This is a genomic window from Paenibacillus sp. FW126-R14 (assembly GCF_058789495.1).
This window is the reverse complement of record NZ_JBYTBS010000028.1, coordinates 51,931-71,111: the sequence shown is the minus strand read 5'-3', so window position 1 is coordinate 71,111 and position 19,181 is coordinate 51,931. Positions and strand designations below refer to the sequence as shown.

At 49.3% G+C, this 19,181-nt stretch carries 7 protein-coding genes; 4 read left to right on the top strand and 3 right to left on the bottom strand.

Annotated features, from left to right (window positions below):
• Positions 1 to 428 precede the first annotated feature (428 nt).
• On the top strand, positions 429 to 4,628 hold the full coding sequence (locus AC3WRW_RS18390) for an invasin domain 3-containing protein (RefSeq protein ID WP_492547757.1): 4,200 nt from the start codon (positions 429 to 431) through the stop codon (positions 4,626 to 4,628).
• Between the two features lie 64 nt (positions 4,629 to 4,692).
• Here the strand turns inward: AC3WRW_RS18390 and AC3WRW_RS18385 are convergent, their stop codons facing one another.
• Complete coding sequence (locus AC3WRW_RS18385; RefSeq protein WP_492547756.1) at positions 4,693 to 7,989, bottom strand: S-layer homology domain-containing protein; 3,297 nt, start codon at positions 7,987 to 7,989, stop codon at positions 4,693 to 4,695.
• A gap of 761 nt (positions 7,990 to 8,750) precedes the next feature.
• Here AC3WRW_RS18385 and AC3WRW_RS18380 point away from each other — a divergent pair.
• The 3 genes from AC3WRW_RS18380 to AC3WRW_RS18370 all read left to right on the top strand — a co-directional run bounded on the left by AC3WRW_RS18380 (position 8,751) and on the right by AC3WRW_RS18370 (position 15,709).
• The gene (locus tag AC3WRW_RS18380; protein ID WP_492547755.1) at positions 8,751 to 14,735 is read left to right on the top strand and encodes a fibronectin type III domain-containing protein; all 5,985 of its coding nucleotides are present in this window, start codon (positions 8,751 to 8,753) and stop codon (positions 14,733 to 14,735) included.
• A 255-nt stretch (positions 14,736 to 14,990) separates the two neighbouring features.
• The gene (locus tag AC3WRW_RS18375) at positions 14,991 to 15,425 is read left to right on the top strand and encodes a hypothetical protein (RefSeq protein WP_492547754.1); all 435 of its coding nucleotides are present in this window, start codon (positions 14,991 to 14,993) and stop codon (positions 15,423 to 15,425) included.
• A gap of 5 nt (positions 15,426 to 15,430) precedes the next feature.
• The gene (locus tag AC3WRW_RS18370) at positions 15,431 to 15,709 is read left to right on the top strand and encodes a DUF2653 family protein (protein ID WP_492547753.1); all 279 of its coding nucleotides are present in this window, start codon (positions 15,431 to 15,433) and stop codon (positions 15,707 to 15,709) included.
• 41 nt (positions 15,710 to 15,750) lie between these two features.
• On the opposite strand, the gene AC3WRW_RS18365 is transcribed toward AC3WRW_RS18370, so the two are convergent.
• Positions 15,751 to 17,328, bottom strand: a complete 1,578-nt coding sequence (locus tag AC3WRW_RS18365) for a response regulator transcription factor (protein WP_492547752.1) — start codon at positions 17,326 to 17,328, stop codon at positions 15,751 to 15,753.
• On the bottom strand, positions 17,325 to 19,139 hold the full coding sequence (locus AC3WRW_RS18360) for a sensor histidine kinase (RefSeq protein ID WP_492547751.1): 1,815 nt from the start codon (positions 19,137 to 19,139) through the stop codon (positions 17,325 to 17,327). Before AC3WRW_RS18360 ends, AC3WRW_RS18365 begins: the two co-directional genes overlap by 4 nt.
• Between the last annotated feature and the right edge of the window lie 42 nt (positions 19,140 to 19,181).

The window sequence follows — 19,181 nt, the reverse complement described above, 5'->3', positions numbered from 1 at the left end:
TCGTAATGACACAATCCGACAAAAAGAGTCAAGGAAAATCTATCGATATCATATTAAAGCTGTATACCTGAAAACACCATACCTCTATGGAGGTAGAACGCCAGTCGCAGGATGAGTTTTTTTATAAAATACTCCTTTTTTGGTATAGAAAAACGAAGTATTTTCCTTTATTTTATGATCACAACGAATGAATTTTCAAAGCCAATTATTTTAGTGAGGTTTGGAGTGGATGAACGTGGAGAATGCCTTTATCGCTTTTTTTTGCATGCTTATTCTTGGCGTTATTATTTTTGCTAATGCTTGGTGGGATGGTGCTGGCCTCAGTCTCAGATTCACAAAGTGGTTTTTTGGCATTTTTTTTGTAGTGGCGCTCGTTGTAGGGGGATGCACTTTTTTCTTAAGTTGACATTTTTAAATGGAGGATACAGATGAAAGTTTACAAGCGAAATAAGAGATGGACTGCTATGGTGCTAATATTCATGGTTGCATTTGGCCTGCTACCGGGCGGGTATCTTTTGGCAGCGGGTGCGGAAGTTCTGGATCAGGCGCAGAATAATTATGAGGGGAACAATTGGGTGAATAAGGACTCTCCGAAATTTCAAACATTTGAGCCCGGTTTTTCCGGTAATTTGAGCCGAGTGGAAATCTATTCAGCAGGCTCTTATGGCGCAACCGGAGCCTTGAAGGTAAGTATATTCAAGGAAACCGATCTATCGACGCCGCTTGCATCACAGTTGGCGATTCTGGGAGCAGGCTGGATATCCATTGATTTCTCCGGGGCACCGCCCTATTTGAAGAGAAACTTGACATACAGAATGGTTGTCTCGACAGAAAACGGGGGATCTGCGGGTTTTGGATGGTACACGTTCGGAGGGAATCCATATCCTAGGGGGAGATCGTCGACTGCTGGATATGACTTTACGTTCAGGACGTACATGATCCCAGATTATTCGCTTTCTCCGGATGAAAGTAAGGTTACGATTGCTAATAATAGGCTTGTAGCAGACGGGGCCAGTCAAACGACGGTTACTGTGACGCTGAAAGACGCGCAGGGGAATGCGCTGACGAGCGGAGGCGCGGCGGTAGTGATCGCGTCGACGTTAGGCACGGTCGGCGCGGTGACGGATAACGGAGACGGCACGTATACGGCGACACTGATGGCTCCGACGACGACGGGAACGGCGACGGTCAGCGCCAGTGTAGGAGGCGGCGGGATCGAGTCGACGGCGAATGTGCAGTTTGTACCTGGAGCGGCATCGGCGGCGAAAAGTACGGTATCGGTTGGCAGCACTACGCTGACCGCCGATGGCGCTGCTCAAACGCCGGTGACTGTGAAGTTGAAAGACGCGCAGGGGAATGCGCTGACGAGTGGAGGCTCGGCGGTAGTGATTGCGTCGACGTTAGGCACGGTAGGCGCCGTGACGGATAACGGAGACGGGACGTATACGGCGACGCTGAAGGCTCCGACGACGACGGGACCGGCGACGGTCAGCGCCAGTGTCGGAGGCAGCTGGATCGTGTCGACGGCGAATGTGCAGTTCGTGCCGGGGGCGGAGTCGGCGGCTAAAAGCACGATATCGGTTGGCAGCGGCACGCTGATAGCCGATGGCGCTGCTCAAACGCCGGTGACTGTGAAGCTGAAAGATGCGCAGGGGAATGCGTTGACGAGCGGAGGCGCGACGGTAGTCGTCGCTTCGACGCTAGGCACGGTAGGCGCGGTGACGGATAACGGAGATGGCACGTATACGGCGACACTGACGGCTCCGACGACGACGGGAACGGCGACGGTCAGCGCCAGTGTAGGAGGCAGCGGGATCGCGTCGACGGCGAATGTGCAGTTCGTCCCGGGGGCGGCGTCGACGATCAAAAGTACTGTGGTAGTTGGCAGCAGCACGCTGACCGCCGATGGCGCTGCTCAAACGCCGGTGACTGTGAAGCTGAAAGACGCGCAGGGCAACGCGCTGACGAGCGGAGGCGCGGCGGTAGCACTCACCTCGACGCTAGGCACGGTAGGCACCGTGACGGACAATCAGGACGGCACGTATCAGGCGACGCTGACGGCACCAACGACAGTAGGCGATGCGACGGTCAGCGCCAGTGTCGGAGGCAGCGGTATTGCGTCGACGGCAAGCGTGCAGTTCGTGCCGGGAGCGGCATCGACAGCAAATAGCACGGTAGAAGCGGGCGACACTACGCTTACCGCCGATGGCGCTGCTCAAACGCCGGTGACCGTGAAGCTGAAAGACGCGCAGGGCAACGCGCTAACGAGCGGAGGCTCGACGATAGCCGTCACCTCGACGCTAGGCACGGTAGGCACCGTGACGGACAATCAGGACGGCACATATCAAGCGACGCTGACGGCTCCAACGACAGTGGGCAATGCGACGATCAGTGCCAGTGTCGGTGGCGGCGTGATCGCATCGACGGCCACCGTCCAGTTTGTGCTCGGTGAGGTTAGCATTTCCCGTTCCACGATGACGGCGAGCGATTTGGTTGTACGCGCTGATGGCAGCAGCAAATCCACAATTTTCGTTAAGCTCAAAGACGACTATGATCATCCGATTGCAGGCAAACGGGTGCTGCTTCAAGCAAATGGCGGGCAATCCGTTATAACGGATGTTTACGGGCCGACTGATGCTGAGGGTCGAGCGGTATTTACGGTAAGCAATACAATGGCGGAAACCGTGACTTATTTTGCCAGGGAAGCAGCGAGCGGTCACTCGTTAAATCAAAATGTAAATATTGCGTTTACGTACGATCAGCCTCCGCATATTACATTACAAGCGAATCCGATTGAGCCAACCTTCGGAAGCGTGACCGTTACTGTAAGTACTTATGCATACGGCGATTTTAATGGTGTCTCTTCGGTGAAGTGGGCGGCAGGCAGTCATCCCAGCTCGTACTTTGCTGACCAGGGTACGGAGATAAATGACCATTTTGTCGTACAAGAAAACGGGATCTATTCGGTTTATGTGGCCGATACGGCGGGTAATGCCAATGTTAGCCTGATTGACATCCGCAATATGATGCCACTCAGCAGCAACGCGAATTTGACCGACTGGCAGCTTACAGGTTTGGGCGGCACGATCCTGTTTCATTTTGACCCGGCGATAACGAGCAGTACGGTTAATGTCAGTCAAGCGGTATATGGTTTGACCATGCAGTTGACACCGTCGGATGTTTATTCGGCCGTATATGTGAACGGATCGCAGATCACCAGCAACTTGATGACAAGCGAATTTCCCCTTGCGATAGGCAGGAACTCTTTTGAGGTTACGGTCAAAGCGCAAGATGGAGCCGTTAAAACGTATATGCTGTACGTGATTCGTACAAAAGAGAGCCATAATTCCGATTCAACGTCTTCTTCAAATGGTGCTTCGCCTTCAACCGGCAATTCGCCTATGATTTGGATCAATGCTCAAGGAGTGTCTGGCATTGCGACGCTTCAAACGGATACGAACGGTGTGAAGTTTATCGATGTTCTTTTAAATGCGGAAACCCTTAAGAAGGTACTCGATTCGCTACCCACGGAGACCGAAATGAATCTTTCGATTTCCATCGAGGAGAAGACGGACAAAGCAGTGCTGCGGCTTCCAAGTGAAGCAATCTCGCTTTTTGCTAAGAAGGCAGTTACGATTCTTTTCGAAACGTCTCAGGGCCAATATCGCTTGCCGCTAAGTGAAGTGGCGAGCCAGGAATCCGGCTGGGCTAACAATGCGGAAGTGCAAATCATGATCGAGCACAGCCATAGTGAAGAGATTTCAGGATTGCAAGAGGCAGCGAAAAAAGGCAAATTCCAGCTGGTCGGGGATCCTGTTCAATTTCATGTGTATGCAGTGCGCCAGGGTGAGAAAAAAGAGCTTACGCGTTTTAACCGTTATATAGAAAGAGTTATTTTCTTGCCACCGGACTTTGTAGGAAAGCCTGCTACAGCGGCAGTTTGGGACCAAAAGCTAGGTATACGTCCTGTACCAACGAAGTTTACTAAAGTTGCAGGGCGCCAAGCTGCTGAGATTCGCAGTCTTACGAATAGCACTTATATGTTAGTGGACCAAGTGACCCATTTAACCGATATCCAAGGGCATTGGGCCGCAGCGGAAATTAGCGATCTGAATCGCCGAATGATTGTGCAAGGAGCAGATGAAAGCCGTTTTGTCCCTAAAGCGGAAATTACTCGGGCTGAACTTGCCGCCTTGCTGGCTAGAGCTTTGGGCTTGCCGGAAGAGGGTGGGCGTGCAGGATTCCAGGATGTAAGTGATTCGAGCTGGTACAGTGGTTCTGTAGTAGCAGTGAAGGCATACGGTATTATGGATGGTGTTGGAGCGGGTACGTTCAGGCCTGATCAGAAGGTATCGCGGCAAGAAGCGATTGTAACGATCGTTCGAGCCCTGCGATTGGCAGGAGCCACTGCTCCAACAAGCTCTGAGGGAGTAAAAGTGGATTTAGCCTCTTACGCGGACCATGATCAAATTGCCGACTGGGCGAGTGACGCTATCCGGATAGCCATTCACGATGGTTTGGTGCAGGGGTACGGGGATGAATTGCGTCCGCAACAATCATTGACGCGTGCAGAGACGACTGTGCTCTTATACCGAATGCTGCAGAAGGCAGGATTAATCAATAAGTGACTAAAAAACAACGAAGAGGCTGCCCAAAAGTTTTTAGCTTTTGGGCAGCCTCTTTTTGGCTGGATTACTTTCTGTCGTCGATCAATTGGGCTTTTTCCAGCATCCGCTGAACAATGGCCGCCGTCTCCGCTCTCGTGATGCGGCTCGTCGGATTCAGTCCTGTCTCCGAGCCTTTGATCAGTCCGCTCTTCACCGCCGCAGCGACTGCTTGCTTCGCCCATGCATCTACCGCCGATCCATCTGTAAACGACGCAAGTGCGGATTCTGCTTCTGCACCACTGACGCTTCCGTTAAGTCCCGTCCATTTCATCGCTCGCACCATCATCGCCATTGCTTCTTGGCGTGTGATCGTATGGTTCGGTTGGAATGTCCCGTCCTCATATCCATTAATGATGCCGTACTCCTGCGCTTTCGCTACTGCGCCAACGTACCAATTGCCAGATTGTATGTCACTGAATGCAGAGATTTTCCCGTTGTCGGCAAGTCCCAGCGCCCGCACAATAATGGCTGCGAATTCAGCGCGGGTGATCGATGCATCTGGTTGGTAGCGTGCTGCATCAACACCCGTCAATATCATCCGTGACGCCATATCGTTCACCGCATCTTTCGACCAATGCTGCGCGACATCGGCAAACTCGACAGAATGCTGAACAACCGAGTACATACTGTTGGTCAGGCTATTCACTTTGACGTAATACTTCCCGTCGATGACAACAAGCTTCGTTGGCACATGGCGGACGGTTCCGTCTGCTTCAACGACCACTCCTGTAGTAATCTTCTTCGGGTCAACGCCGTCTGGAATTGCAAGAGTTCGCTCCACGTAAGCATTGAACTTCGATACTTCAATAGCTTTATCTCCGTAGATGCCTCTTACCGTAAAGTTCATTGGCGAAACGACTAGCGTGAGCGTCCCCTTGGCTGACGCATTCTCTACCATTTTCAACGTATCCGCTGTCGCTGCGGCAATTTCTATCTGCACCTTGATGTCTTGCAAGGCTGCCGACTTGCCAATTTGCTCGGTTATGGCATCGATACTAATTTGTTGCGCCGGAATCGTATAGCTTGCACGATCGGTTTTGATCACTAGAACGGCTTGCTTGTTTTCCAAGCTTTTCACCATCTGACCGTTCAGCTCACCAACGACCACATCGGACTTCGTGTTCACTGAAATTGTGACCACCGTATGTTGACCTTCTGTCGCGAGCTTATCCGTCAGCTTCTTCTGATCAACCACTACCGTTGTGACAGTTTGGTCGTTTCGTTTGGAGAACGTTGCGGTTCCAATGCGCTCCACGTTTCCATTGAATAATACATCTACGCCAATGTTTGAATTCTCTGATGCTTCACTGGATGCTCCACTGGATGGCGCTTGAGGGTAAACCGCATTTGATTCAGTGGAAGGCTCACTTTTCCCTGCTTCATTGATCGCTTTCACCGTAAACACATAACTCGTGCCATTCGTCAAGCCTGTGAGCGTAACTGGGCTTGCCGATCCGGTTATGACGACATTTCCCGGCGAAGAGGTGACTTCATATCCTGTGATCGCGCTGCCCCCATTGTCGGCTGGAGGCGTAAAGGTGACAGTCGCTTGTCCGTTTCCAGCGACCGCCGAAATATTTGTTGGTGCTGCCGGAACCGTTGCAGGCGTCACACTAGCTTGATTTGAGTCCGCGCTCAAGCCTCCCAAGTTGCCCGCTTTTACCATGAAATAATAGGCAGTGCCATTCGTCAGATCCTGCACGAGATAGGTTGTAGAAGTCACGGTAGCAACGGATTCGTCACTAAATTGACCAGGAGCATTCGCCATATAAAGATTGTAATATGTCGCTCCTGTTACCGTCTCCCAACTTAACGCTGCCTGACGATCTTCCCCTACGGCCGTAAGGTTCTGCGGATTGGCAGGAGCATCGGGCAAGTTCACGGCTTGGGTCACGGTAAACGTCACTGGAGTCAATCTGTCTGCGGATACCGTGAGTGTTGCCGTGTACGTGCCTGCCGCTAAGCCGGCTTTCGCCATTACCGTAAAGCTGGTTGCAGGCGCACCGCTGCTTAACGTTTCACTGGGTTGTGTGATCACAAAATCGTTGGCGTTCGTGCCGCTGGCTGCTACAGACAGATTCGTCAATTGACCGGTGCCGGTATTGGTTATATAGACGGTTTTCTTATCCTGTGAGCCTGATGAATAGCCTTGTATAAGTGCATTCAGCGTTTGATTCGGTATTGCAGCAATCGTATAAGTAAACGGTTCTGTGACGGTAATCGTAGCTGATTTTTTTTTACTGCTATCGACCGTTGATGTTGCCGTAATGGTATAATCCCCTGCCTCAGCATTCGCGTTAACAGTAACCTTGCCTGTGTTGTCCACTGTAACTTTGTTGGTTGTATCGCTGCTCGACCACACGACCGTCGCTGCTGCACCCCCAGCCGTAGCAACGGTTGCTGTTAGCTGCTGGCTGTCCCCTTGCAGGACGCTTGCGCTGCTTGGACTGATGTTCACACTAGTGACGGAAGGGGTAATTTTTTTAATTTGCCTGCCGTTGGATTCCGTCACATACACATCGCCACTGCTATCTACAGTTACGCCCCAAGGAGAGGAGAACCCCCCTGTTCCGGTGATGTCCGTCCAAGTGCCATTCATCAGTTTCTTCAATTTGTTATGTCCGGAATCTGCCACATATACATCACCGGCGCTGTCTGTTGCTATGCCAAATGGAGAGGCAAAGCCCCCCGATCCGGTGATGTCTGTCCAACTGCCGTTCGACAGCTTTTTGATTAGGTTACTGCTGTAATTCGTGACATATACATTGTTGTTATTGTCTACAGCTACGCCAAAAGGAGTGGAAAGGCCTACCGATCCTGTAATGTCCGTCCAACTGCCATTCGACCATTTTTTAATTTTGTTTGCGATGCTATCCACCACATAAACATCACCGCTATGACTTACGGCTATGCCAACAGGATTTGAAAAACCAGCGGATCCCGTAATGTCGATCCAACTGCCATTCGACAGTTTTTTCACTTTTTTCCCTGAGTTATCGGCTACATAGACATCTCCGTTTCTGTCTACGGCAACGCCAACGACTCCGCTAAAGCCTCCCGATCCGGTAACATCGCTCCAATTGCCGCTCGACAATTTTTTTAATTTGGCGTGACCGTAATCCGCCACATATACAGCTCCGCTGCTGTCTACGGCTATACTTGAAGGAGAAGAAAAACTTTCCGAACCGGTAATGTCCGTCCATGTTCCATCTGCCGCAAACGCGAAACTCCCGCCAGCAGTTAACTGAAGCACAGAAAGGGCAACCAACATGAAGCTCATGAAAGCTGCAGATACGCTTTTCTTCCTTTGTTTATTAATCATTCCATCAACAACCTCTCTTCCTCTTTTTAAAACTCACTTCAAGCAAAAACCTTTCCAAACATGTCCCTGCTCTCGAACATATCACCTAAATTATACCAAGTGCCTCTCTCAAACTTCTCACAAATTACAACATATAACGATAAAATCCGACATCAAAGCAAGTATATTCTTGCCCCATCGGGATCCGGAGAGTTGCTGATAAGTTGCATGATGATACTCCTCAAGACGAGGTAAGCTAACGGGAAAATCTCCCTCTAACTGTTCGAATGATGCCCTCGCAAGGAGTTTAGAAGGAAAACCTCCCGTTATTTTGACCGGATTCAGTATATTCACACGAAATCGGTGCAAGTAGAGGGAGTTTTTCCGGCTAAATGGATCTGATGAGCATCTGCAGTCAATTTAGAGGTAATTTTTCCCTCTATTCGATCGACCGCAGAAGCATAATTGCACAAAAGGCTGTCCCACAAGTCATAGAAATGACCGGGGTAGCCTCGGGACAGCCTCATTTTATGTTAATTACAGCATAATCATTAGCTCAGATCGTGTTTTGAAAGCGCTTCAAACACTGCTATCTACAGCGAAACTAAGCAGATGATTATATATGTCACTAGGCGGCACGGATATAATAAAGGCCGACACAGGTTTCGCATTTAAAACATAAGGAGGTCGGATGTACTTACACGAATCTCGATATGTGAACATAAGCGCCCAGTCAACAGAGATTCAGAAGATGGATTTTATAAATGAAAGGAAAGTGAACAATGAAGCATCACAAGTTAAACAAAATCTTTGCCATGATTCTTACGTTTACTTTAGTGCTGAGTTTTCTGCCGCAGGTTTATGTTCCCACCGCATTGGCAGCGGCAGCGAATTTGCCTTCCGGCTGGACCGATGTGGCGATGAATGACGGCATTGCGAGCGGAAACGCAATGGTGAAAGCGACCGGCGCAGACTATGACAGCACGACTCAAACTTTTACAATCGCCGGTTCGGAAGGCAAGCTTCAATCCACGGGTGATTCGGCTTATTTTGTGAATACAACGATCAGCGGGGATTTCGTCGCTACGGTCAGAGTGGCGTCCTTTGCTCCTTTTGGAACGTCAGGGACCACCACTACCCCTCAGGCCATGCTGATGCTGAAGAACGGTACGACAAAGACGAGCAATGGCTTTTTTGCGGTGTTTAACAACACCAACGTTCTGGCATACAAGCGTTATTCATCTACAGGAACTGTAAACGCGTCTCCGGCAATTGCGGCTACGGCTCCTTTTTACTTGCGTTTGGAGAAAGTCGGAAATAAATATAGTACTTATTATTCGAAAGACGGCAGCACCTTTGGAACGGCTTATGCTGCAATTACCGACTCCACGAACCTAATTGACAGCGCTAACAACGACGCCAAGTTGAATATTGGTCTTGCGGTTACGGAAGCCAATGCAAAGTTTGACAGTTTGGTGATCAAAAAAGCTGACGGAACGGTCATTTTCGGTGGGGACCCAGCGACGCCGCCCAATGCGCCAACCGGTTTGACGGTGGTGAATCCGGGCAGCAATGGGAATGTCAATTTGTCCTGGACTGCCGCGAGCGGTGCGGCCAGCTATACGATTAAACGTGGTACGCAAAGCAGCGTATATACGGACTTGGCTACGATTCCGAGCAGCAGTACAACGTATGCCGATACGACAGCCGTAAATGGAACTCCATATTTCTATATTGTGACGGCGAAAAACGCCGCAGGAATTGAAAGCGTTTCCTCATCCAATGAGGTTTGGGATACCCCAGAATTACCGAGGCCTAACGCTCCAACCGGCTTGACCGCCAACGCGGGAGACACCCAGGTTACACTACATTGGAATGCTGAAGCCGAAGCACAAAGCTACACGGTTAAATATGCAACGGCCATCGGGGGTCCTTACACCTCTGTGACGGGCCTTTCAACCAACTCGTACACGTTAACAGGTTTAACGAACAATACAACGTATTACTTCACGGTTTCCGCTGTGAATGGTGCAGGTTCGAGTCAAGACGCAGCAGAAGTGCAGGCAACACCGGCGACAACACCGCCGCCGCAGGCGCCTACGGGTGTGATGGCTGCTGGGGCCGACGCTAAGGTAAACGTATCGTGGAACGCTGTAAACGGAGCAAACAGCTATCTTGTGAAGCGGAGCACGGACGGTCAGAACTTTACGACTGTGGCTTCAGGTTTGACAGTGACTAATTACACGGATACCGGCTTGACGAATGGCACGACGTATCATTACGTAGTTACGGCTGTTAACCCCCAGGGCGAGAGCGGAAACTCCGCTGTAGTCTCTGCTGTTCCTGCTCCGTTTGTTGCGGGGAGCCCTGTCATTTCCAAGAGTGGGGGCTGGTTTGAAACAGCCTATATGGAATGGGCCCCTGTTAGCAATGCCCAAGGCTATCATGTATACGTAAAACCAGCAAGTGCATCCGATTCTCAATATGTACAAATGGATACCCAGTTAATTCGCCAATACCCTACGTATTGGAGAGCAGACGCTGTAGGGCTTCCAGCTGGAGCGTATGTAATGAAGGTTGAAGCCCTATTTTCAGATGGTTCAAGCAAACATGCTGTTTCCGATATCTTATCGGTATCGAAGCATGATAGATCTGGCTTTGCGTTTTCCTCCCAGTCGCCATTGAAAACAAGCTCAGGTGCTTATAATGACGATGGTTCGCTTAGGAGCGGCGCTCAAGTTATTTATGTAACATCTGCGACTGCACGAACCGTAACGCTTGATGTCATAACCAGCTCTAAAGGCGCTAAAACAACGGGCACGGGTATCGGTGAAATTTTAACATTAAGGCAAAAAGGTTATGATCAAACGCCGCTTGCGATCAGATTGATCGGACAAGTTACAAAAGCAGATATGAGCGGGCAACTGAACTCCTCCGGATATCTTGAAGTAAAAGGCAAATCGGCTTATACCGAAATGAATATGACGCTTGAAGGCATCGGAGAAGATGCCTATGCGTATGGTTGGGGCTTCCTGGTAAGGAATGCCGGTAATGTAGAATTGAGAAACATCGGCATGATGAGATTCCCTGACGATGCTTTCTCCATGGATACCAAGAATGTGAACATTTGGGTGCATAATAATGATCTTTTCTATGGAGATGCAGGAAGTGATGCTGACCAAGTAAAAGGTGACGGTTCAACTGACATCAAAGGCAGCTCGACGTATATTACGATCTCGTACAATCACTATTGGGATTCTGGAAAATCCTCTCTGTCCGGTTTGAGTGAACCATCGGAATATTTTGTAACCTTCCACCATAACTGGTTTGACCATTCGGACTCTCGTCATCCGCGTGTAAGAGTGGGAACGATTCACGTATATAATAACTACTATGATGGAGTTTCAAAATATGGCGTTGGCGCTACAACGGGAAGTTCCATCTTTGTTGAATCCAATTATTGGCGAAATGCTCATGATCCCATGATGATTTCTTTACAAGGCACGGATATGAAAGATGGCGCTGCTAACGGCACATTCTCCAGTGAAAGCGGAGGTATGATCAAAGCCTACAATAATGTAATTACGAATCCTAATAGCCTCATTTATGCAAATTCTAATGCAGGAACGGCTCCGGCTAATCCAACCTCCTTTGATGCCTATTTAGTATCGTCAAGAAATGAGACGGTTCCAAGTTCATTCAAAGCATTAGTAGGTGGATCAGCTTATAATAACTTTGATACGTTGATCGAAACGGCCGTAGATCCAGCAAATATTGATGACGTGAGCAATATTCCACAAATTGTTACGAAAAAAGCCGGACGCCTCAATCAAGGGGATTTTACTTGGCAATTCAATAATGCGGTAGATGACGCATCGTATGTCGTTAATACAGCTTTGAAAAATAAAACACTCGCTTACACAACTCAACTTGTGGCTGTAGGAGGCAATTCAACTCAACAGACGATACCGGCCCCAAGCGCCCCGGCGGGTCTGACGGCAACGGCAGGCGACGCGCAGGTAGCGCTGTCGTGGACGGCAGTCAGCGGAGCGGCCAGCTACAATATTAAGCGCAGTACGACAAACGGAAGCGGGTATACGCAAGTAGGTACGAGCGTAGCGACTTCTTACACAGATACTGGCGTGACGAATGGCACGACCTACTACTACGTGGTAGAAGCAACCAATACGGCAGGCACGAGCGCGGCATCGGCTCAAGCGAGCGCAACGCCAGCAGCAGTGAACAACGGGGGATCCGACGGACCGGGCAGCGGTATCACGTTGATTAATGATACTTTTGAAAGTGCGGTAACATTGACGGATTTGGGCTACTCGGTCATCGTTCCAACTCCTTCTGCCGGCACGGCACTCGATGCATCCATCGCGGCTCCAACGACAGCCCTACAGGGAAGCACCAAAAGCCTGTATCTGCACGATACGGATAAGAGTGCAAGCACGCAGCTCGTGAAAGTGAACAAGGCGTTTGACCCTCAAATCGGGGTGATAACCAGCGAGTTCGATTACATGCTTACAGCAGCGGCAAGCGCGACCAAAGTCGTCCGCCTGTTAAGCTCGACCGGAGCGGTAGCGGTTGAAATTCAAACCGCCAAAAACGGATCGGCGACGGTATTCTCTTACAAAACAGTACCTGCAGGGCAGTCTTCGGTGACAGATCATTTCATGGAAGGGTACGGCATCAACACTTGGTACCATTTCAAAATCGTAGCGGACGTACCGGCACAAACCGCGGATGTGTACATCAATGGAACGAAGCAAAATAGTACGCCATTACCTTTCTACACGGCAACGACAGTGACGGACATCGGTTCGTTCGAAACATCGACGCCAGGCTCCAACACGATTGACCAGTATTTGGACAATATTTCGCTTAGCGCGGTTGAAGGAGCTCCGGTTGATCCGGCACCTGCCTCGCCGACAGGACTGAGCGCAACAGCGGGCGACGCTCAGGTAGCACTCGTATGGACAGCGGTGAACGGAGCTGCCAGCTATAACATCAAACGCAGCACGACGAGCGGAAGCGGCTATACGCAAGTAGGCACAAGCTTGGTAGCATCTTACACGGATAGCGGCTTGACGAACGGTACGACCTACTACTATGTAGTGGAAGCGGTGAACTCGGCAGGTACAAGCCCGGCGTCGGCTCAAGTCAGCGAGACACCGGCAGCAGCACCTGTAACGATTATAATTCCATCCGTAGTAGAAAGTGTTTATGCAACAGGCGGTTCGTCACAAGTCGATATTACTTGGGCGACAGTGACGGGGGCGACCTACTACAACGTGAAACGCTCCTTGTCGGAAAGCGGTCCGTTTACGAATATCGCGGTCAATTTGACGGTGAACTCTTACTCGGATACCAGTGTAACGAACGGCACGACCTACTACTACGTCGTCACGGCCGCTAATACGGCAGGCGAAAGCGCAGCCTCGCTTGTAGCAAGTGCGACGCCAAAAAGCAATACGAGCGGAGGCGGCGGAAGCTGCTGTTCACCAGCAGGATCTGCGAGCAGCGCCACGGTAACAACCAATAAAGACGGCTCCGTCTCCATTAATGTGACGCCGACGACGCAGAAGACGACGGACGGCAAGACAGCAGCCGTGGTTGCGCTGGACAGCGCTACACTGGATCAAGCGTTGTCCAATAACAATACAACAGTGGTAGTTGAAGTTAAGAGCAATGAAACGGTGGCACAAGTCAGTCTTCCAGCCTCGTCCTTGCTGAATGCTTCCAAGCAATCCTCGAATTCGGTATTGGTCGTGAAATTCGGTCATGCGACTTATGCCCTTCCGGTGAGTCTGCTAAATATCGATTCGCTGGCCAAATCGATTGGGGCGGACGTGAAAGATCTGAAAGTGAACATTGCGATCGAACAGATCAGCGGCAGCTTGGCAGATCAGGTTGCGGGCGCAACGAAGCAGGCGGGAGCGCAGCTGCTGACCCCTGCCGTCGATTTCACCGTAACGGTTGAAGCTGGCGGAAAGCGTGCCTCTGTCAACGATTTTGGCAGCACCTATGTCTCCCGTACGCTGGAGCTGAGCAGCACGGTGGACAGCAAGCAAGCGACAGCGGTGATGATCGACCCGGTAACAGGCGACATGACCTTCGTACCGGCAATCTTCCAGGTAGTCGACGGCAAAACGAAAGTATCGATCAGCCGTCCGGGCAACTCGGTCTACGCGATTGTACAGTTCAACAAATCGTTTGTGGACATGAAGGACCACTGGGCGAAAGACGATGTCGAATGGCTGGCATCGAAGCTGCTGATCAAAGGCCGCACGGAAACTGCGTTTGATCCGCAAAGCTCCATTTCCCGTGCAGAATTTGCAGCGATGCTGGTGAGAGGCTTGGGACTTGGCGAAGACACAACAAACAAGTTCAAGGATGTATCGGCAAGCCAGTGGTACATGGGCATCGTCGGAGCCGCTGCCAAAGCGGGCTTGATCGAAGGCGACGAGAGCGGCAAGTTTAACCCGAACGCCTCCGTCACCCGGGAGGAAATGGCCGTGATGATCAACCGGGCCATGGCCTTTATCGGCAAGAAAACGAGCGGGGATGTTAACCAGCTGAATGCGTTCAAGGATGCGAGCGCGATAAGCCCTTGGGCGAAGGATGCGGTAGCCAAAGGGGTGACGGCAGGGCTGTTGAACGGCAAGAGCGCTAATGCGTTCGAGCCTTCCGCAACCGCTAACCGTGCCGAAGCGGCTGTGCTGCTGAAGCGGCTGCTGCAAACGGCAGGATTCATAAACTAATCCATCATCTAAGCGGGCTATCCCGTACCAAAAGCCATCGTAGATGACGGATATGCTCCCCATACAGTAGACAGGTGAAATAGCCTGATGCTGTGTGGGGAGCTTTTTCATTCGGCCGCTTCTGGACGGCGTTTTTTGTCGATTAATGACGTCGATTGCAGCACTCTTGAAACCATATCTGATATGGAACGTATAGAATAAGACGAAAGTGATCAAACTTTCATATTAACCATATCTCAGGAGGGTCATGACACGATGTTTAAGAAATTAGTAATGCTGATTATGGCAAGTATGCTGGTGTTCTCCTTTACCGTACCAACGTTGGTAGAAGCGAAATCTTCTTATAAAGCGCCACGCAAGAGCTACACACCGACAGAGCAGCAAAAAGCGCCAACCAATAACGTTTCCAAAAATGAACCTAACAGTTCCACATCCAAAACGCCCGGCGCCGCAACACCTGCCACAAAGCCAGGATTTTTCAGCGGAGGCTTAATGAAAGGTTTGTTAATCGGGGGCTTGGCCGGCATGTTGTTCGGAGGCTTATTCGGAGGCTTGGGAGCACTCGGTAATATACTCGGATTATTAGTGAACGTTCTGGCGGTTGTTGTCTTAGTCGTTGTTATTATGCGGATTGTAGCTTTCTTCAAAGAAAGAAGGAAGCTGAACCAGAATCAGAATCAAGAGAGGTAATCAGCATGCGGTTAGCGGAACAAGAAATCGTCAATGCGGTTTGTCTGCACATGGCGGAACGCAAGCGTCTCAAGCCAAATGAGGTTGATGTTGAGCTGATGTGGGATGAGGATTTGGGCTTCTCGGCCGAAATTTTCGCCGAAGGTCGAAGTCAAATCCTCACACAAGGCAATTTGCTTGAAGCGATCGCGCAGTATTTGATTAATCAGTATCAGCTGCAAGTATTTTGGGATCAAATCCGGTTATTATTGGAGGAAGAGATCGTCGCTGACATAGCGGTCTAATCCATTTTCTCCATACACGTCAAAACCACTCTCAGGCACCATCATTCGATGGTGCTTTTGTTATACTCGGATGCCGTTATTTTGAAGCGGGAATTTTTATACTCCGTTGGCGTTATGCCTGTAATGAATTTAAACACTCGGCTAAAGTAATACTGGTTGCTGAAACCAACTAAAGGGGCAATGTCTTTGAATTTCAGGTTCGACTCATCGGCAAGCAGTTGCTTGGCTTTGTCGATTCTGAGCTGAGTCAGGTACTCGATCGGGGTGATGCCTTTATATTTTTTAAATTCTCTGCTTAAGTAGGAGAGGTTCAAGTTGACCCGGTCCGCAATGTCATTGACGGAGATTTCATCGGACATATGCATTTGAAAATAAGCATCGACCTGTTCCATGATGTCTTTCACCATTTTGGGACTAGGCTCTGTATGTTCGATCTGGAGAAAGACGTTTTCAAAAAGAAAAGACGTATTCCTTAATAGGGATGGATAGTCCGTGGAAATCGAGATGACTTCATCAAGTTCCAGCTTCAGATCGCTGTCTGTAGGAGGCTTCCCCACGATGGATTTGCTGCATGCATACAAAATTTGATACAGGCAATCTTCAATGGCATTCTGCGTCATACCGCTCATTTCCCAGCTTTGCAGCATTGATTCGATTTCCATGAAAAAGAGCTTTTTTTTCCTGCCTTTAAATAAGGAAACGAGCTTCTGCTCATCATAGATTTGCTTTCGTAGAGGATCATGAGGGGAATGCCATTTGACATCTTCCGCGAAAACGATACTCGATTGACCGAACATCAAATACTTGCGTAAAGCGGTTCTTGTGATTTGGTACTCCAGCTTCAATTTGGAAAGCGTAATCACTCTGTTGCTGATGGCAACCGTAGCAGGAATATTGGAATGGGATAGCTTTTCTATAAGAAAATTCGCGATTGTTTGTAAATCGACGTCTTGTTCGCGGGGAGAGCTGAAGACGATAACGGCTTCGTTCATGGACTCGCCGTCCATCATCCAGTAAGGTTGAAGGTTCGGGAATTGAGCTCTTAATAGCGTTTTAAGATCGGTACGAAGCCAGATATCATGCAGCGGATTGGCGACATCGATAAATAGCTTGGAGAGCGAGCCTGCGCAGATCAGCATAACGAAAAAGCTCTCGTAGCCTAAATCTTCGTATTCCATATGCGAAGGAGAGCTCCAGCGTTTGATCGCCTGGGAGATGATTCGATATTCGGCAGCTTGTTTATTCATGAGAATACCCGGCACGGTTTTGTCCAATACTTCACGGATCGACGTCTCTGTAACAGGCTTCAATAAATACTCCACTACGCCAAGCTGTATTGCTTGCCTTGCATAGTTGAATTCCTCATGCCCGCTAATGATAACGAATGTCGTTTCAGGCGCATGCGCCTTCACTTCAGCAATAAGCTTCAGCCCATCCATGCCAGGCATTCGAATGTCGGTAAACACCAGCTGCGGCTTGAGCTGTTTAATGGTTTGCAGTGCGGAACGACCGTCCGTAAATTGGCCTGCGATAGTAAGATCGGGGCTGTAATTGGCTATTTTTCTAACAATACTGCGCAATATCGGATGCTTATCTTCCACCACTATCACATTAATCATGATGCCTCCTCCTCCAGTGGTACCTTGACACCCAGTTGAATCTTGCAGCCGCGTTCTTCCAAATTCGTAATATGGAAATAAAAATGTGCTCCGAAATAGATGATGAGTCTTGCATACGTATTTAAAATGCCTAGTCCGCCGATCTTTAAGTTCGTTAATAATTTGCCATGTTGATAATTATCCCGATAAGCGGTTAACTGCCTGGAAAGTTCAGACAATTGAACCGGCTCTATGCCGGAACCGTTATCTTCAATCGTGATTTCCCAATGGTCAGGACTTAACATCGTACCATAAATTCGGATTCGCCAAGGCGGCAGCACGTGTTCGAAGCCGTGATTGATGCAATTCTCCACTAAGGGCTGGAGCGTGAGTTTGGGAACCCGCATGGCTTGCAGCGGTTCGGGCAAGTGAATTTCATATTCCAAACTGTCATCATAATGCAGCTTCATCAGTTCCAGATAATCGATCGAATGTCCGATTTCTTCTGTCAGAAGCACATCTTTGCACGTAGAGGAAGCGGTATACCGCATCATCCCGGCCAGCCGGCAGCACATATCCGCCGCAACATCCGCACCGCTGTCCTCGCAATGAGCGGTGATGACGCTTAGCGTATTGTAGATGAAATGCGGGTTAATTTGCGCCTGCAGCGCAGAGGAATGCGCTTCGGTTTCGCGGATGCGCGACTCATATTCGTTATTGATTGACTCCCGGATTTTGTCCAGCATGTCATTGAAAGATTGATGAAGCAGCTTGAATTCGTTAGGCTCCGTGCTTGTTACTTTCATTGCAAGGTTGTCCAGGCTTACCGTTCGTACTTTTTGTGTGAGTAGTTTCAGCGGCCGCGTCAACCTATGGATAAGAATATAGTAAACGATGAGTACGGTGAATAAAATGAGTGAACTTGCCAGCACGATAATATTTTTGTAATCGCGTACATTCTTTTGCAGCATTCTTTCATCGTCGGTAATCACGGTTGTCCACCCCGTATAGTCGGATCGGAAAGCGTTATAGAGAAACGAGCGGTTATCGACTGTAATTTCGCCAGAGTTCATGCCGTGCGCTTTGATTGCTTGAATCAACCGGAGTGTTCGGGTTTCCCTCTCCCAATCGTCTTCGGAAAGATAAGGAAAGAGCAGAGAGCCGCTATCGTTGAAAAGAAGGACTTCTTTTCCGGCGTTCATATTCTTAATTGAACCCATGCTTTCCAACGTATGATAGGGGATTTGAATTTCAATCATCCCGAAATCTTTATTATAGGCTGTGCTGAATTTGCTCACGACGGATATGACGCTTTGGGGAATGGATGACCAGTCGTCCAAATGAGGCGGGATATTCGTCAATCGGCGATTCACTGAACCATTGTATGCGTGAACATATCTCTCAGGGATGCTGTCTACCAGATGTTCATCCCGAATGTAGGTAAAGAAAATATTTTTTTCCGGAATAAAAATGATGACTTTATATAAATGGCTGACTGCGTTATAAATCGTGTTCAAATTGATAGCCAGCTTTGTTTTATAAACGAGTGGGGCTGTAGAACTGCTGCCGGATTCATAATACAGATCAATCATCAGTTCCAGGTTTTCCAGATTGTTCGTGTAGCTGATGGCCGCATTGCCCAGTTCTTTGTATAGCGTGTCGATTTGATCTGATATTTGTTGCGTAACCGGGGCAAGATTAATCTGATCTGTGTGGATTAGCGTTCGTTTCATATACACGTATAAATAAGTTGAGAAAAACGTGACCATGCCTACAAAAATGATGATGAAAACAAGAAAAATTTTGCCTTGAAATCCGAATTTGTTTAACATCGCAGAGCAGCTCCGGCTTAGTCAGGATTAGTGATAGTATAT